General features: G+C 33.5%; 15 protein-coding genes and 5 pseudogenes. 14 read left to right on the top strand and 6 right to left on the bottom strand.

Annotation, left to right across the window (positions count from 1 at the left end; all coding sequences use genetic code 11):
* Positions 1 to 56: 56 nt before the first annotated feature.
* The 10 genes and pseudogenes from ACINWC323_RS20050 to ACINWC323_RS0119215 form a co-directional block, all read left to right on the top strand.
* Positions 57 to 227, top strand: a pseudogene (locus ACINWC323_RS20050) (IS3 family transposase); the annotation flags it as partial.
* A gap of 409 nt (positions 228 to 636) precedes the next feature.
* On the top strand, positions 637 to 1,155 hold the full coding sequence (locus tag ACINWC323_RS06615; protein ID WP_000447196.1) for a tetratricopeptide repeat protein: 519 nt from the start codon (positions 637 to 639) through the stop codon (positions 1,153 to 1,155).
* A gap of 131 nt (positions 1,156 to 1,286) precedes the next feature.
* Positions 1,287 to 1,799 carry an SMI1/KNR4 family protein gene (locus ACINWC323_RS06620; RefSeq protein WP_001089570.1) on the top strand — a complete coding sequence of 171 codons (513 nt, stop codon included), beginning with the start codon at positions 1,287 to 1,289 and terminating at the stop codon, positions 1,797 to 1,799.
* 207 nt (positions 1,800 to 2,006) lie between these two features.
* Positions 2,007 to 2,909, top strand: coding sequence for a hypothetical protein (locus tag ACINWC323_RS06625; RefSeq protein ID WP_000466974.1), 903 nt, complete (start codon positions 2,007 to 2,009; stop codon positions 2,907 to 2,909).
* Positions 2,910 to 3,165: 256 nt separating this feature from the next.
* Positions 3,166 to 3,411 (top strand): type II toxin-antitoxin system RelB/DinJ family antitoxin, encoded by a 246-nt coding sequence (locus ACINWC323_RS06630; protein WP_000246757.1) that lies wholly within the window; start codon positions 3,166 to 3,168, stop codon positions 3,409 to 3,411.
* On the top strand, positions 3,401 to 3,694 hold the full coding sequence (locus ACINWC323_RS0119220) for a type II toxin-antitoxin system RelE family toxin (RefSeq protein ID WP_000221360.1): 294 nt from the start codon (positions 3,401 to 3,403) through the stop codon (positions 3,692 to 3,694). Before ACINWC323_RS06630 ends, ACINWC323_RS0119220 begins: the two co-directional genes overlap by 11 nt.
* 186 nt (positions 3,695 to 3,880) lie before the next feature.
* A pseudogene (locus ACINWC323_RS19835) lies at positions 3,881 to 3,997 on the top strand (transposase); the annotation flags it as partial.
* 1,014 nt (positions 3,998 to 5,011) lie between these two features.
* Complete coding sequence (locus tag ACINWC323_RS06635) at positions 5,012 to 5,320, top strand: type II toxin-antitoxin system RelE/ParE family toxin (RefSeq protein WP_000269910.1); 309 nt, start codon at positions 5,012 to 5,014, stop codon at positions 5,318 to 5,320.
* A gap of 40 nt (positions 5,321 to 5,360) precedes the next feature.
* Positions 5,361 to 5,663, top strand: a complete 303-nt coding sequence (locus ACINWC323_RS06640; RefSeq protein WP_001140619.1) for a helix-turn-helix domain-containing protein — start codon at positions 5,361 to 5,363, stop codon at positions 5,661 to 5,663.
* Positions 5,656 to 5,865, top strand: a complete 210-nt coding sequence (locus ACINWC323_RS0119215; protein WP_000069470.1) for a hypothetical protein — start codon at positions 5,656 to 5,658, stop codon at positions 5,863 to 5,865. The genes ACINWC323_RS06640 and ACINWC323_RS0119215 overlap by 8 nt, the downstream gene beginning before the upstream one ends.
* 57 nt (positions 5,866 to 5,922) lie before the next feature.
* Here the strand turns inward: ACINWC323_RS0119215 and ACINWC323_RS06645 are convergent, their stop codons facing one another.
* The 4 genes and pseudogenes from ACINWC323_RS06645 to ACINWC323_RS06665 all read right to left on the bottom strand — a co-directional run bounded on the left by ACINWC323_RS06645 (position 5,923) and on the right by ACINWC323_RS06665 (position 9,107).
* Entirely contained in the window at positions 5,923 to 7,248 is a 1,326-nt protein-coding gene (locus ACINWC323_RS06645) for an ISNCY family transposase (RefSeq protein WP_008942541.1), read from the bottom strand.
* Between the two features lie 213 nt (positions 7,249 to 7,461).
* A complete protein-coding gene (locus ACINWC323_RS06650; RefSeq protein WP_000555567.1) occupies positions 7,462 to 7,689 on the bottom strand; it encodes a hypothetical protein in 228 nt (75 codons plus the stop codon).
* A 765-nt stretch (positions 7,690 to 8,454) separates the two neighbouring features.
* A pseudogene (locus ACINWC323_RS06660) lies at positions 8,455 to 8,758 on the bottom strand (helix-turn-helix domain-containing protein).
* Complete coding sequence (locus ACINWC323_RS06665) at positions 8,751 to 9,107, bottom strand: type II toxin-antitoxin system RelE/ParE family toxin (RefSeq protein WP_000269908.1); 357 nt, start codon at positions 9,105 to 9,107, stop codon at positions 8,751 to 8,753. Before ACINWC323_RS06665 ends, ACINWC323_RS06660 begins: the two are co-directional and overlap by 8 nt.
* 557 nt (positions 9,108 to 9,664) lie before the next feature.
* Here ACINWC323_RS06665 and ACINWC323_RS06670 point away from each other — a divergent pair.
* The 3 genes and pseudogenes from ACINWC323_RS06670 (at position 9,665) to ACINWC323_RS06680 (ending at position 11,644) form a co-directional block, all read left to right on the top strand.
* The gene (locus ACINWC323_RS06670; protein ID WP_000478902.1) at positions 9,665 to 10,348 is read left to right on the top strand and encodes a hypothetical protein; all 684 of its coding nucleotides are present in this window, start codon (positions 9,665 to 9,667) and stop codon (positions 10,346 to 10,348) included.
* Between the two features lie 268 nt (positions 10,349 to 10,616).
* A pseudogene (locus tag ACINWC323_RS06675) lies at positions 10,617 to 11,081 on the top strand (IS3 family transposase); the annotation flags it as partial.
* A gap of 242 nt (positions 11,082 to 11,323) precedes the next feature.
* The gene (locus tag ACINWC323_RS06680; protein ID WP_001081101.1) at positions 11,324 to 11,644 is read left to right on the top strand and encodes a type II toxin-antitoxin system Phd/YefM family antitoxin; all 321 of its coding nucleotides are present in this window, start codon (positions 11,324 to 11,326) and stop codon (positions 11,642 to 11,644) included.
* Positions 11,645 to 11,914: 270 nt separating this feature from the next.
* Here the strand turns inward: ACINWC323_RS06680 and ACINWC323_RS06685 are convergent, their stop codons facing one another.
* Both ACINWC323_RS06685 and ACINWC323_RS19820 read right to left on the bottom strand, forming a co-directional pair.
* A complete protein-coding gene (locus ACINWC323_RS06685; protein WP_000593543.1) occupies positions 11,915 to 13,870 on the bottom strand; it encodes an AAA family ATPase in 1,956 nt (651 codons plus the stop codon).
* A 91-nt stretch (positions 13,871 to 13,961) separates the two neighbouring features.
* A pseudogene (locus tag ACINWC323_RS19820) lies at positions 13,962 to 14,102 on the bottom strand (IS3 family transposase); the annotation flags it as partial.
* Positions 14,103 to 14,167: 65 nt separating this feature from the next.
* Between ACINWC323_RS19820 and ACINWC323_RS06695 the strand changes: the two are divergent.
* Positions 14,168 to 15,254 (top strand): IS3-like element ISAba21 family transposase gene (locus ACINWC323_RS06695; RefSeq protein WP_155758117.1). Its coding sequence is split into 2 segments (ribosomal slippage), with 1,088 coding nucleotides annotated over them: positions 14,168 to 14,426 and positions 14,426 to 15,254; the frame shifts between segments, so codons are not numbered across the junction. This gene is flagged as partial in the annotation.

Raw genomic sequence — 15,254 nt, 5'->3', positions numbered from 1 at the left:
CAACAAATTATGCCCCTAAGGGGAGCCACCAATACCCTGCATTTTGACAACAATGTCATCGTTTAGAGGCAGGAAATTTACGAGCATCAGTCGGTACGACTGGTGATTCATATGATATTGCTTTGGCTGAAACGGTGAATGGCTTATACAAAACAGAGGTGATTGAATATTTAAAAGCAGATTGGCAAGGTTTAGAAGATGTACAACTTGCGACACTAAACTGGGTAATCGAGAATAAGCGAATTCCTATTCCTGAACACGTAGAGCCTTAACCGGAAAAAAGAGGCTTTGGGAGCCGATTCTTTAAGCCGTATGGCTGATCTGATTGTTCACCTTGGCTTATTAAAACCGTGGAACATTGATCAAATAGTAAGCGTGGAACATAAAAAATCATTAAAAAAGCCCATTCGAGGGTAAATGAGCTTTTTAATAGTATATAAAAAATTGATTTTTAAAGGAATAAAAATAGCATTTCGTATAAGAGTTTTTATGTTAAATAGGACTAAAAATATACTCTAATTTTAGAGTTCTCTTTTAGGTATGATGTAAAAACATACAAGCCTAAGAGTTTAATTTAAAGGTTAAGAATTGAATAAATTAGTAAATATTTTTATGGCTTTAGGAGTTTGCCTTTCAATGGAAACATTTGCAGAACCTGTTTTTTCTAATGATTTATTAGCGAAAGCAGAAAGTGGAGATACTTCTGCCCAGTTAGAATTAGCTGAGATTTATCTATATGGTCATGGTGTTGATTCAGATGAAAATCAAGCTGAAATTTGGGCTATTAAATCAGCTGAAAATGGAAATGTAGCAGCAATGTTTTGGTTAGCTGATGGATATGTTACCTATGCTAGATTAATAGAGGATGATGACAAAAACGATTCTTTAGAACATTTCCAAAAAGCTTTTAAGTGGTTTCAGAAAGCTTCAGAAAATGGTCATTCTGAATCAATGGTTGAGTTAGCTGACCTATATACTCGCGCAGATAGCGGAATAGAAGTTAATATTAAGAAAGCTTTAGAACTTCGTGAAAAGGCTGCAAAGTTAGGTAATAAGAAAGCAATGCGAAGTCTTTCCGTTATGTATCGTGATGGTATAGGCATTCCTAAAAATACTGATTTAGCTCAAAGTTGGTGGGATAAGTCTGAAAATTAGTCTTAAGACTTCCTAAAATTAACATAATGGCGGTTACACGAAGCAAAAAACGTAGGAAATTGGCTCAGGCTTTGTATAACTCGTATTATGTTAATTTTAGTAAAAGTTAAGGATTTTTAAGAGTTTAATAAATGAATAGTGTTCATGAAATTATAGCAAAAATACATAATGAATGGGAGATTGAACCTAAGAAAGCTATTCAGAGAGGTATGGAATGTCCCTTTCCTTTGCAGTGTTCATTAAACCTAAAAAGCAAAATTTACTCACAAATACCCCAAGTACTTTTACCAAAAGTATTAGAGGATTTTTATACAGTATCTAATGGTGCAGATCTATTTAAAGATCAAGAATACGGACAATGGGGCTTAAAATTATATTCTATTGAGGAAGTAATTTTTGCTTCAAAAATTTATAAAATTAATCGTAATAATGACGCTCTTCAAAGTGACTTAATTATTGGAGAATTCTATGGAGATTCAGACTTATTGTTAGTTCGATGTGATCCTAATAGTGATGATTACGGCTCTATTTTTGTTGTCTTACCTATAGATCAAAGACAAGATTGGTACATTGTTGCTAATACTTTTCAAGAATTCATTAGTAAATTTTATGAAACTCAGGGTGATAAATTCTGGGAACCTTAAAATTATATGGCGGACATAAGCTCTATTTAACTTATGTTCACCTAAAATTTATTTAATTATCATAAAAATAGTATCATTTTTTGAATTTCATATAACGCGTATTATGTTAATTTTAGAAAATCTATACAGTTCCTATTAATAAAATTTAGATATTTCTAATGGATAAAAACAGTATAATAATTAAAAGAAATTTAAAGAGTGCAATATATGTTTGGTATTTTTTCTTCTAAAAAGCAAAACTCCTTAAAAAACCCTGTTTACTTAGAAAAATTCATAAATAATGCCTACTTAGAATTAAGTAATAGTATTAAATCACCCAATGAGCTTTATCTTTTTTTAATTGAGGAACTTTGTGGAGCATCACAAGGGAACAATGATGGAAAACAACTAGTAGATTTTTCACAATTTCATGAAATTGAATATAGGAATGCATTAAATAAAGAATCTGCAATGGACTTACCTAATAGCCCACTATCAATATTAAATAATAGTGTCAGCCCCCAGTTGATTAAGGAGTTAGGAATAGATGAGGCTGTAAAAATAAGATGTACGCTTATAAAAAGGTTAATAGAGGCAAATCAAAACACATTAAATAGTAGCCGTTTAACTTTTGCAAAAAGCTACATTCAGGTTGGAAGTTCTTATCTTCCAGAAGGTGAAATTCAAGCATGGTTTGATGTCATTAACTCAATACAAGGAGCTAGTAAAAAAACTATCCTAGAACCCGATGATTTAACAAAAATTATTACTCCTTCAAACCATACAGCACAAGGAAAGTACTATGACATGTTCAAAGACCTTGAGGATTATTTAAGTAGCTTATATGAACAGCCATCACATAGTACTTTTATGCCCTTACTTTACGCTCTTCGTATCGCTTATGCTGGCATGTATTCTCAAGGAATATGTTCAAAAGCTGACTTTGATGCTGTTGATCAAGGCTTTTTTAATAGAGTCATTCTAATCGGCCAATCTATTTCTAGAGAAGAGCAAGTCTCTTTTCAAGAATCATCATTAGATAAAGCACTAGAGTGGATCAATAAATATTATATTGTTATAGACAGACAGACTTCTTCACATTTAGTGAATACAGCTAAATCAGGCTTGTAAGATAGTAGTCTATAATTTACATAAGCGCTTATATTTAAGATAAAGTTTTTACTATTTCCTAGCTATAAAAACTAAAATCCATACCTCGATCTTGCTTAGATCGAGGTTTGCTCAGCTACTTTTACTGTTCTATATCGTTTTTTAGTAAAAATATCTAAAATTTCATCATTTAACATAATGGCTGTTATAAAAACTAGCTATGTAATGCAATTCGCATTACAATATCCCCATACATTCAATAAATGGGAAAAAAATAATGGCTACTGTTAACTTCAGGGTTGATGAAGCCCTTAAAGAAAAATCTTATTCAGTTCTTAGAGAACAAGGTATTGCACCTACTGAGTTTTTTACAAATGTCCTTGAATACATTGCAGCGACTGGGAAACTCCCTGTACAAAAAGCTTTACTCTCAGAAGAGGATACCGAGCTATTAGCGATTGTTCGTAAACGTATGAATGATCCTAAAGAAATGTTCGAGGAAATTACTTTAGATGACTTATAAGCTTTTACGTAATAAGGACTTCACAGCTGAATGGGAAAAGCTTCCTAGTGCTATAAGAGATCAATTTAAGAAGAAACTCGCCAAGGTCATAGAGCAGCCACATATTCCCAAGAATATGCTTAGAGGTGATCTCACGGGATGTTATAAAATTAAATTACTAAAGACTGGAGTTCGACTGGTCTATCAAGTCAAAGATGATCAGGTAGTTATCTTGCTCATCACCGTTGGGAAACGAGCTGACAGCATAGTTTATGACGAAGCAAAAAAACGCATTAAAGACTAAAAATGGGAGCTTCAAGCTCCCATTTTTGACCTCGTATAAGGTGTATTATGTTAATTTTTAGTTAATATAAAATTTAGATAGCTTCTGCAACTAATTTTAAAGCTGATTTAATTTTTTGCTTATTCTCATACATTTTTTTGTCAGCTTGTTCTGCTGCAAAATATAGCCCAATACTGGGATGCCTCCTACAAGGCAAGACATCTGATCGAGAAATTTTTTACCAAGCTCAAGCAGTATCGTGCTATTGCCACACGCTATGATAAATTGGCTCAAAACTTTTTATCAGCGATCTACCAGGCTTAATTGATAACACGCCCTAAATATTTCTAGAATATTCTCTTAAAATCTCCTACACCCTAATTTTATCTTCATATATAGTTTTCTCTATCACTTCATTGATCTCTTCATTCGTCCACTTTTGAAACTTAGCCCTACAAATGAATATTGATTGCAAAATAAATTTGTGCTTACCTTTTCTTAGATAAAGATTCTTTACTTTTTTCCATAAGAAACAATTAAATAGCTTACTACTTCTAAATTTATACCAATTAGAAAAAATTTACTGTTAATTAAAACTTAACAAAAGCCTGAGCTTGTAAAATAATCTAAATATCAGTTACTTTATGCTCAGAAAAATATTATTATTGTATTATTAATGTTTAATATTTGTGGTTTGTATGTTTTGGATTCTTATAGCAGTTCTAGTTTTGATTGGTATACTATTAATTATTTCTATAGTGAAGGAACATCTTAAAAATCCTTTCAGATAAATGACTCAATTTTAATCCATTTAACATAATGGGCGTTATACGAAATGAACAAATTGAAACATATAAAAATCAAAAACTTATGCTATAAATAATTTGCTCGACGATGACGAAAAGCCGACTTGGAAACAAGTCGGCTTTTTATGAGCAGTTTTGATATATTTTGCCAATAAAATTGGTTAAAAAACGATCAATTCGTAAGTTCCTTCCGATTCCTTAAGGCTTCCATTTCTGAATTTATCCCCATTTCTTGCGGTTAAGCTTTGGGATAATTTTTGATGATTTTTTGTACGCTTTGGCTTACAGCATTTTACGAAATTGTTTGTATCCAAGCACCAGTGAAGTCCCTATGATCGATCTATATGAACAGGATGTTCAATGACTTAAAACAAGAATAATCAGTCAGACACCATGACCATTAGGTAGTCAGCCCTACCTATGCGCTCCACACCGAAAAATCCCGACATGACGTCGGGATTTTTTATTTTCATTTGAATAATAATTCAATTAAGCATAAAATATAGATTGTAATCTATATTATGGTTGTAATATGTGGACAGTCATTACAACGGATCTGTTTAACGAATGGCTTGTACAGCAAGATCAATCTACACAAGAGAAAGTACTCGCAGCGTTGGTCGTTCTACAGCAACAGGGACCAAGTTTAGGACGTCCTTTAGTAGATACCGTCTATGACTCCAAATTTACCAATATGAAAGAGCTACGTGTTCAGCATCGAGGTAAACCACTGAGAGCCTTTTTCGCGTTTGATCCTTTACGACAAGCTATTGTGCTGTGTATCGGTGATAAAGGCGGTAAAAAGCGTTTTTATAAAGAGATGTTAGATATTGCCGATTAGCAATACGAAATTCATCTTTCAACTTTAGGAGATCAATCTAATGGCTAAGACCCTACAAGAATTATTGGCTAATCGCTCTCCAGAGAGTCAAGCTCGTATTCAACAAATGGCGGATGAATTATTGTTGGAAACTCAGCTTCACCTTATTCGTGAAGAGTTGGAGATTTCTCAAAAAGAACTGGCTGCAACCCTTGGAATCAAACAGCCTTCATTGTCAGCAATCGAAAATCGTGGTCATGATCTTAAAATTTCAACGATGAAAAAGTATGTCGAAGCAATGGGCGGAAAACTTCGTATTGATGTAGAGCTTCCAACAGGAAAACATATAGGATTCAATGTCTAATAATAAACCTTTGAAAAATAGTAGTAAATTACTTGTTAACTTGGACAAGTTTATATTTTTAGTGAATGCTGCTGATAGCCTAGAGGAAATTGAAATTATTAGAGATTTATGCTGTGACTATTTTTCACATTGTAAGAAGTTAAGCTATTACACTGATATTTTCGACAATGCTTATTGGATAAAATATTACGAAATAGCTTAATCTTTCAATGTTATTCCCAAGTAGAAATGTCCTACCTAATAACCAAATAGAAATGTCCTATATGGACATTTCCAAGTCAAGCACAGGATTTAGATTTCGTTGTTCAATCGCTGTTTTCTGTGCTTGTCTACGTGGCATCTTTTGAGAACGATTGCGTTTGTTTTGGTGTTCCAGTTGTTCATGCTGTTGTTGAATATGTGCCAGCACAGAACCCAAACGTTTATTCTCAACGATCTCTCGCTGGTTGAGCTGACTTAATTTATCAAAGATGCTGTAATTGATTTTTCTTCCCTGATATTCAATGGCTACAGTACCATCCGGATATTCCAGGAACTCAAGATACTTGCCGCCCAATCTTTGATTTTCTTCGCTGTTTTCCAAGATATATACGCATTTATCATAAGTAATCGTCAAGCTGTTCGTGACCCTGCGGGGTTCACGCCAGGTAAAAACATCATCTAATTCTTCGGCTGTTTCAGCGATAGGCCGATGTAGATCCTTGGAATTAAAAGCCATCTTGGCGAATTTACGATTAAATTGCTCAATAAAGCACGGCAGCCACTTATTGGCATCTGCAATTGAACTGATGCCTTCTAGACGCATCTCCTTAATCAGACGATCCTGAAGTGTTCTATTCGCTCGTTCTACACGACCTTTGGCTTGAGGGGAGTTAGCGAAAATGATATCGATATTGAGAGTGCTCAGAACACGTCCAAACTGGGTAATCTTGGTGTCTTTCTTGCTACTTTGATTCACCCTAAAAACTGAATGTTTGTCACTGTAAAATGCCAATGGCTTACCATGCTGTTCGATATATAAACGTGTCGAAATCATATAGTCAAAGGCTGACTCTGACGCACAGAAGCGTAAATGCTGCAATTTTCCTGTGGCATCATCGATGAATACTAGCAGACAGCATTTAGGTGCTCGACCTTCAAACCAATCATGGTGTGAGCCATCAATTTGGATCAATTCACCATAACAATCTCGGTTATAACGAGGCTGATATGGTCGTTTCAGGCGCTTGCAGCGAGGGATCCATAAATCGGCTGCAATCATCCAGGAACGCAGGGTTTCTACTGAAAGATCGAATCCATGCACGGTGGTGAGCTTTTCATGCGCTAAAGTGGGTCCGAAACCATAAAGTTGATCTGAAACAATATTGAGACACTTAAGTCTGAGTTCTTCAGGAAGTTTAGAATTGCTGATTTGGCCACGACCGGCATGGGCTAATGCAGCGGGACCTTGAGCTTTGTATTTCTGCAGTAAGCGTCTGATGTGACGTTCTGAGATATGAAGTAGCTGAGCAGCCTGGGATTGAGTTATACGTTGATCACAGATTTCTTGCAAGACCGACAATCGTTTAAGTTCTTTATCCGACATAGACACCAACATATCAAACCGTCCGCTAAGGAAATTGCAAAAGCGCATATTCTAAAAGCGGACATTTTTACTTTGGAGAAACCGGACATTTCTATTTTGGGCTTACATTCAAGATTCGCATAAGAAATTTTATGTTAAATAGATATGAGAAAGGCCATAAATTGTGACTTTCCCATATACGAAGAGAGAGCTGAGAACTTTCGTTTTATTGATTTATTCAAAATGAAGCTGATATTGATGTGTGGTGATTTTAATTTTTAGTTGCTTATATTTTCTTTTCGTAGTGCTCAGAGCTGAATTAGACACTTCTGTATAAAATATAGAATCATACATCAAATCAGAAAATAATTTATATTCAATCAATAATTTACTGTATTTATTCCCATCTTTGAGATTCGTTTCAATTAATTGATCTAAATCTTTTACAGAAAAACTATGCATATTAGCCTCGGATAGAGTGTTTCTGAACGGGCACCATACAGGGTTGGCGATAGGAACTAAAGTTAAATTAGGTATTGATATATGGAATATTATTGTAAAATAATAGATTAAACTTATATCGAGGCTAAACTTTACTCCTTTAATACTAAAAATCTTATTCAGGATCCAAGATATGTCCTTCTAAAAGACTTTAGTCCTTCTCTTTTCAAGTCAAATTTACCCGTAATTCTGGCTAGAATACTCTCTCAAAATTGCATATACCCTATATTTATCTTGATATAAGGTCTTTTCTATAATTTTTTGGATATCTTCACTAGTCCATTTTTGCTGCTTAGCTTTAAAAATGAACTGTGATTGCAGAACAAATGAGTGTTCACCTTTTCTTAAATAAAGATTCTTGACTTTTTTTTGCATAAGAAACAATTCAATAACCTATAATCTTAAACTTTATACTAGTTGGGAAAAATTTACTTTTAATTATAACTTAATAAAAAACTTAACTTGTAAAGAAAACTAAATTTCAGTTACTTAATAGACAAAAAAATATTATTATTTTTGTATCAGTAATGTTTAATATTCTTTGGATTGTATGTTTTCGATTCTTATAGTATTTCTAGTTTTAATCAGTACACTATTAATTATTTCCATATTAAAAGAGTATTTTAAGAATCCTTTCAAATAGAAGAATAAATTCTAGTTTGTTAAACATAATAGAGCCTCTACGAAGTAAAAAAATGGGAGAGATTAACGCTCCCATTTTGTTTGTTAAACATTGAATCCTATATGTTTTCCTGTTGGAAGCTCTACATCAATACGGAGTTTCCCCCCCCATAGCTTCAACATACTTTTTCATGGTTGAAATCTTAAGATCATTGCCACGGTTTTCGATTGCTGACAATGAAGGTTGTTTGATTCCAAGAGTTGCAGCCAGTTCCTTTTGGGAAATCTCTAATTCTTCTCGAATAAAGTGAAGCTGAGTTTCTAAAAGTAGCTCGTCAGCCATTTGTTGAATACGAGTTTGGCTCTCTGGAGAGCGACTAGCCAATAATTCCTGTAAGGTTTTAGCCATTAGATTGATCTCCAAGGGTTGAGAGATGAAGTTCGTATTGCTGCTCTGCAATGTTCAGCATCTCTTTATAGAAACGCTTTTTACCGCCTTTATCACCGATGCACAGCACAATTGCCTGTCGAAATGGATCAAATGCGAAAAAGGCTCTCAGGGGTTTTCCTCGATGCTGAACGCGTAGCTCTTTCATATTGGTAAATTTAGAGTCATATACGGTATCAACTAAAGGGCGACCTAAACTTGGTCCCTGCTGCTGTAAAACAACTAAAGCGGTTAAGACTTTCTCTTGTGTTGATTCGTCTTGCTGTTCAAGCCATTCATTAAACAGATCTGTCGTGATGACTGTCCACATACAACAACCACAATATAGATTATAGTCTATGTTTTATAGCGAACTCAGCCAGTTTTCAAATGGCAATAAAAAAGCCCTACATCCTGTCGGGCTTTTTCATATCGGGTTGCTCGTCTTACTGATCTCATGCTGCCCATTCCTTGCGCAATTTTCTTATTCTTGTTGTCTGGAAACATCCAGTTTCGTTATATATTCATCATACGGCTAATGACTTGAATTACCAATCCGCAAAATCCTTAAATCTGTGTAAGTTTTAGCTTACAAAGTTGGCCTATTTTATCCCAAGAGTTGTCCGCAGAAATTGGGGGTTATTTCTGAAATGTGAACATTGATAAATCAGGAAAAAATGCAAAATAGAATGTTTTTTGATCAATTTTGTTGGCTAAAAGTTACAGTTTTGCTTAAAAAGAAACCGACTTGTTTCCAAGTCGGTTGAACGAGAACGTTCCAGAGGGTATGAATAACGATAAGATACTAATCTTAAAGTAATATTAAAAACACGTTCCGTATAAGCACCATTATGTTAATTTTAGAGAAACTAAAAATTTGAGTGCTATATGTTTCTAAAAAATAAAGAAGGTATTGAGAATAAGTTTTGGCGAGCAGTTTGTATACTAACAATCTTAGTCATCGTAATCTCGGCAGTATCTCTACCTTTTATTGATGATATTCTTAGTTTTATTAAAGATATCTCAGGCACGGCAGCAACAATACTTACTGCTTACATTGCTGTTATCCTATTTCAAGATTGGAGAGATATTAAGAAAGCCGAAATTCTTAGCCAACACTCAACTGAAGTATTCCCGATGCTAAATGATTTAGCATCATCCTTATTTTTTCTGAAAAATTCATTGGGATGTACTATTGGCCAATTCTATAAATTAAAAGAATATGAAAGCGAAAAAGGAAAATCAGAAGAATTTAGAGCAAAAATTTCCGATATGATCACCAGTACAAGTATTAGTGAGTTTGTTGAATCTTCTGAAAAAATCAAATACAAACTTTTCTTTATATCTCAATCTTTAGACACTAATATGCAAAAAAAAATAGATAATTTTAAAAGCATATTAGATGAGTTTATGTGGCTCTCTGAAGAAAATAGAGATCTATTTTTAGATCTCTCTGAGATAAAAAATCAAGAAGATAGAATTGAAAATTTATATACACAATTGAGAGTTTTAGCTAAAGAAATATTTGCAGATAAATTAGTTAGATACTCAACGTTTAATGATTTAGATTAAATTTTTAGATAGCGTTATTGATGATTTGTTAAAAATGAAAAGATTTATTTTATTGAGTGTATTAGTTTTTACAGGGGTTGAAATGCAACTGATTACAAAACTGTTTTAACAAGAAAAACTCTTTATATGAAAGGCGGAAATTGTGCTGGCCTATCTCTTTCAAAAAATGCTGGTTTAATTGGAGATCAGTTTCCCTGTACGGTAGACTTACCAACTAGAGTACGATGGATAAGCAATGATACTTTCATGATGGTTGAGAAACATCAAATTTCTCTATACCGCCTTTATTATTGATGTGTTCTCACGAGCAATTGTTGGATGGAAAGTATCTACACGGATGAATACAGATATGGTGCTCGATGCACTTGAGCAAGCATTGCATGATCGAGGCATGCCAAAGAATGTGATTCATCATTCCGATAGAGGTGTTCAATATCTTTCTATTCGCTATACCAATCGTTTAGAAGCTGCAAATTTACGAGCATCAGTCGGTACAACTGGTGATTCATACGATAATGCTCTGGCTGAAACGGTGAATGGCTTATACAAAACAGAGGTGATTGAATATTTAAAAGCAGATTGGCAAGGTTTAGCAGATGTACAACTTGCGACACTAAACTGGGTAGATTGGTTCAATAAAAAGCGTGTACACAGTGCACTGGGTTATGTATCGCCTTTTGAGTTCGAAGCAATGTACTATGATAAGATTAACCCGTTAGGTCAGGTGGCCTAACTTAAATAAAAAGTCTCCGACAAACCCGGTACGGTTCATAGACTCCAGTAAGCATAGATTTCCCTATTTTTAATTTGCACGATTTAAAATTTATTTTTTTAGATTATATAGTTACATACAAATATCATCTACTAATTTTAGAAATATAAAATCGTCCCATAATAAATAACGGTCGTTTTCTTACATTCGGAACAAGATTCTGAAATGATTTAATTTTTGCTATCCCGTATAAGGTCTTAGATATGAATCGATTAACTTTTATAAACGGTGCGATTGTTTCTGCGACTGATGTTCGCAAATCTTGGAGCAAAATTGTTCAATGTGTCAAAGATAGTCATAAACCTGTTTTTGTTTATACGAAGAATGCGCCCGAAGCTGTTGTTCTGAGTTTTGAAGAATTTCAAAAAATGCAGGAAATTATTGAAGCTGTCCGGCGTGAACAGCTAGGACAACAAATGGTTTATGATCTTTTGGATATTAATCAGCTCACTGGTCAACCGATCAAACACATGCTTTTGAACCCAAAAGGTGTATTTGAAGAAGTAAATGGACAAGAAAAATAGCTTTTTGAGGATATTAACGGATTCGAGATTAGAGACAAGCTGATTTAAAAGTCATCTTATATTTATATTCGTTGAACAATGAGCTTTTATTTTCGTAAAATACTAAGAAGTGGAAAACATATTCGTAAGTTAAGTAGCACTGACATCATAGAGTTGACTAATTTTATTGAAAATTAAAAAGAACACTTGGATGTCTATAAAATTATATTAAATAACGTACTGGGTAAAGTAATAGACTCACCCTAATAGGCAAGTCTATTAAACCAAAAACTATTTAAGATTCTTATTGACCTCTTTAAAGATAGTTTCAAATCTTGATAAAGTAGCTTCTGAAAGGCTATTAACAAAATCCTTATTACTAGCAAATTCTTTTGCAGGTAAATAATGATTAAATCTATTCTTTTTAATAACTTTATTAATTTTTGATAATATATCTTCAATTTCAGTACTTAATTCTTCCACCTTAATTTCAGCATGGGTAGATGAGAGAGAAATATTAAAAAGTTGCAGATATTCATCAATAGTAAATATATCTTCAATATCAGCTTTTTTTCTATTATCCAAAAAATCATGGAAAAATTTTATATTTTTATCAGATATAATTTTTTGAATAGTTAGACTATCAAATCTTGCCTGAGACTTTTGGTCAGTAAACGAATCTAATAGGCAGAAAATTGATAGTTTTGAACCTCGAAGTAATGAAATAAAACTAGCAACTTTATCTAAACCGCCTGTAGGCACAATTGTAATATCTTCATTTAAGCCAGTTCGTTTATTCGCATTCAAATATTCTGAAATTGTGGTCAAGTATAGTAAGTCTGAGACACCTTCTACCAATAGATTTTTTTTAGAAATAAATAAATTCTGTGCAACATCATACCCTAAAGCAGCTTGTAAAGGGAAAAGTGTATTAGGGTCTTTTTGTTGAATACTATCACTAACGATAGAGCTATCGGAGTCACTAAATACCGTTCTGACCCGATTTAATTTCGTTGTTTCTACCATGAAAGGTGAGTGAGTTGTATAAATAACTTGATACTTATCAACCAAACTTTCTAAAAAACGTAGTAAATCTGCTTGAGCAGTTGCATGCAAGTTAAGGCCTGGCTCATCTAAGAGTAGAATATATTTTGAATTTGAATCAGCCTGAATTTTGTTAAACCAAACTAAGAATGAAAAAAACCAATTAAATCCTTTACTTCTATTCTGAAGAGGTAAAGAAACTCTCGTTTTCGAGTTTTTTACTCGAATATCTAAGACATGTTCAACAATATTTGTATCGACCGTTGTAGCACTGCCATAACTTGTATTTACTTGCCTTTTCACAGTAGCTGTTTTTTTATCAATTTTAAATTCAATATTTAAGTTCTGATTTGCAGACCAATATTGAAATAGTGTGTCAGAAATCAAAGCCTCAGTTGCTTCTAATTCAGCAATAAAGTCTTCGAAATCGTCTGCATTAATAAGTTCATTCACATTAATTTCGGATAAATCTAAGAGTGCCTTTGCTGTTTTTAGATCATCCGATAGATCAACATCATCATCTAAAAAACTTTCTAGAATAATCCTTGATGGGAGTTGATAATATTCATCATAGTAAATAAATTTTGGTAAATGTCTTTTTATTAAAACACTATATGCATATCTTTCAATAAAAGTCATCCATGTAGAACTTTTGAAGAAATATTTTCTTAAAGGCTCTAACCTTTCGGTTTCATCTGGGAACTTCTTTAATATTTGATCAAATTTCTCTTCTGTTAGAGCCAACTTCAACTCAGTTTTTACATCATCACCAATATCAGATAAATTTAAGTGTTTTAAAAATAATTCAAAATTTATCGATACACCACTTATTAATGTAGATGAATCACCATAAGAACTTGTTAGGGTGATTTCATTACTTCCTTGCCAAGTTCCTTTACCTAACCTATTTTCGATTAAGCCAATTAGTTCATCTGAAATATGATAAGTGCAAATAATTGCTTTAGGTTTGCTATCCGACTTACTGATACTTTTTAGTTCTTTTCGAGGATAGTCTAACGTTTCGTTAAATTTAAACTTTTCATCATCTTCAAAATAATTAGTTTTAGCTAAACATTCTAAAACAGAAGTTTTTCCCGATTCATTCATTCCTACTAAAACAGTTATATCTTCCTCAATGTTTATTGATTGAGGAGTTGTAAATGACTTATATTTTAATATCTCAATATTTTTAAGTTTAATCATAAATATTTCTCCCTAAAATTAAATATATAACATTGATAAAGATTAACAATTTCATTGTTTCTAAGCTTACTATTGAATAGCCACCAAAATTCTAGACACACATAACCATCTTTTGATGGGCCTTTTCATAATCTAATGGAGAACGCTGACCATTGGAACCATGTCTGCGTTTTGAATTGTAGAACATCTCAATATATTCAAAGATATCGGACCTTGCTTCAGTTCTTGATGTGATGTGTGCTGAGAAAACAGGAGGTTTTAACTTGGTAAACTATAGACACTCATCAGGAGTTTACCATGAGCAAGAAACAGAAGACTTACACCGCAGAATTTAAAGTTGAAGCAATAAAATTGATTGAAGCCAATCAAGGCAATGTATCGGAAACAGCCAGACAACTTGGCATTTCAATGCAAACTCTTTCAAATTGGAATAATAAAGCAAAGACTGGCACCTTAGCAGGCACTAAACAATATTCACCTGATCTAAATGCCTTACTCGAAGAAAATAAAAAGCTCAAACAACAGCTCAAAACAGCTGAAATGGAACGTGAATTTCTAAAAAAGGCAGCAGCGTACTTTGCGAAAGAAAGTCAGTAAGGTACGCCTATATGAAACAGCAAAGATATTTATTCCCGATTAGCTTTATGGCTAGATTACTTCACGTTTCAGTGTCACGATTTTATGATTGGCTAAAACGAGGCATGAATAAAAGATTGGTTCAGCGAAATCAACAGACAATTTTGGTCAAAATAGCTCATGAGGAAACTAAACAAAGCTATGGCTATATTCGATTAACTAAGCATTTACAAGCGCAAGGTATCAAAATCAGTACGTATGCTGTACGTCAAATAAAAAAGCTCAACCAGCTGTATTGTAAGCGTCATAAGCGTTTCAAAAGAACTACGAAGAGTGATCATAATCGAGCGATCTACGCAAATTTACTAGAGCAACAGTTTTCAATGACTAAGCCCAATCTTGCATGGTCAAGCGATATTACATACATTTGGACTGCTGAAGGTTGGTTATACTTGGCAGCAGTAAAAGACCTGTACACGAAACAAGTGGTTGGCTATAGCTTAAATGAGCGTATGACCGCACAACTTGTTTGCAATGCACTGACTATGGCGATTCGTAATCAAAAACCAACGAAAGGCTTAATTATTCATTCGGACAGAGGCAGCCAATATTGCAGCCATGAATATCGAAAGATACTGGAAAAATGTGATTTTCAAGGTTCAATGAGCAAACGTGGGGACTGTTACGATAATGCACCGATTGAAAGTTTCTGGGGCATACTCAAGAATGAATTAGTGCATCATTGCAACTATAAAACCAGAGATGAAGCTAAAGCAGATATTACAGAATACATTGTGTTATTTTATAA

The organism is Acinetobacter sp. WC-323, from assembly GCF_000314615.1.
Lineage (GTDB): Bacteria > Pseudomonadota > Gammaproteobacteria > Pseudomonadales > Moraxellaceae > Acinetobacter > Acinetobacter courvalinii.
This window is presented reverse-complemented; position numbering and strand designations above follow the sequence as displayed.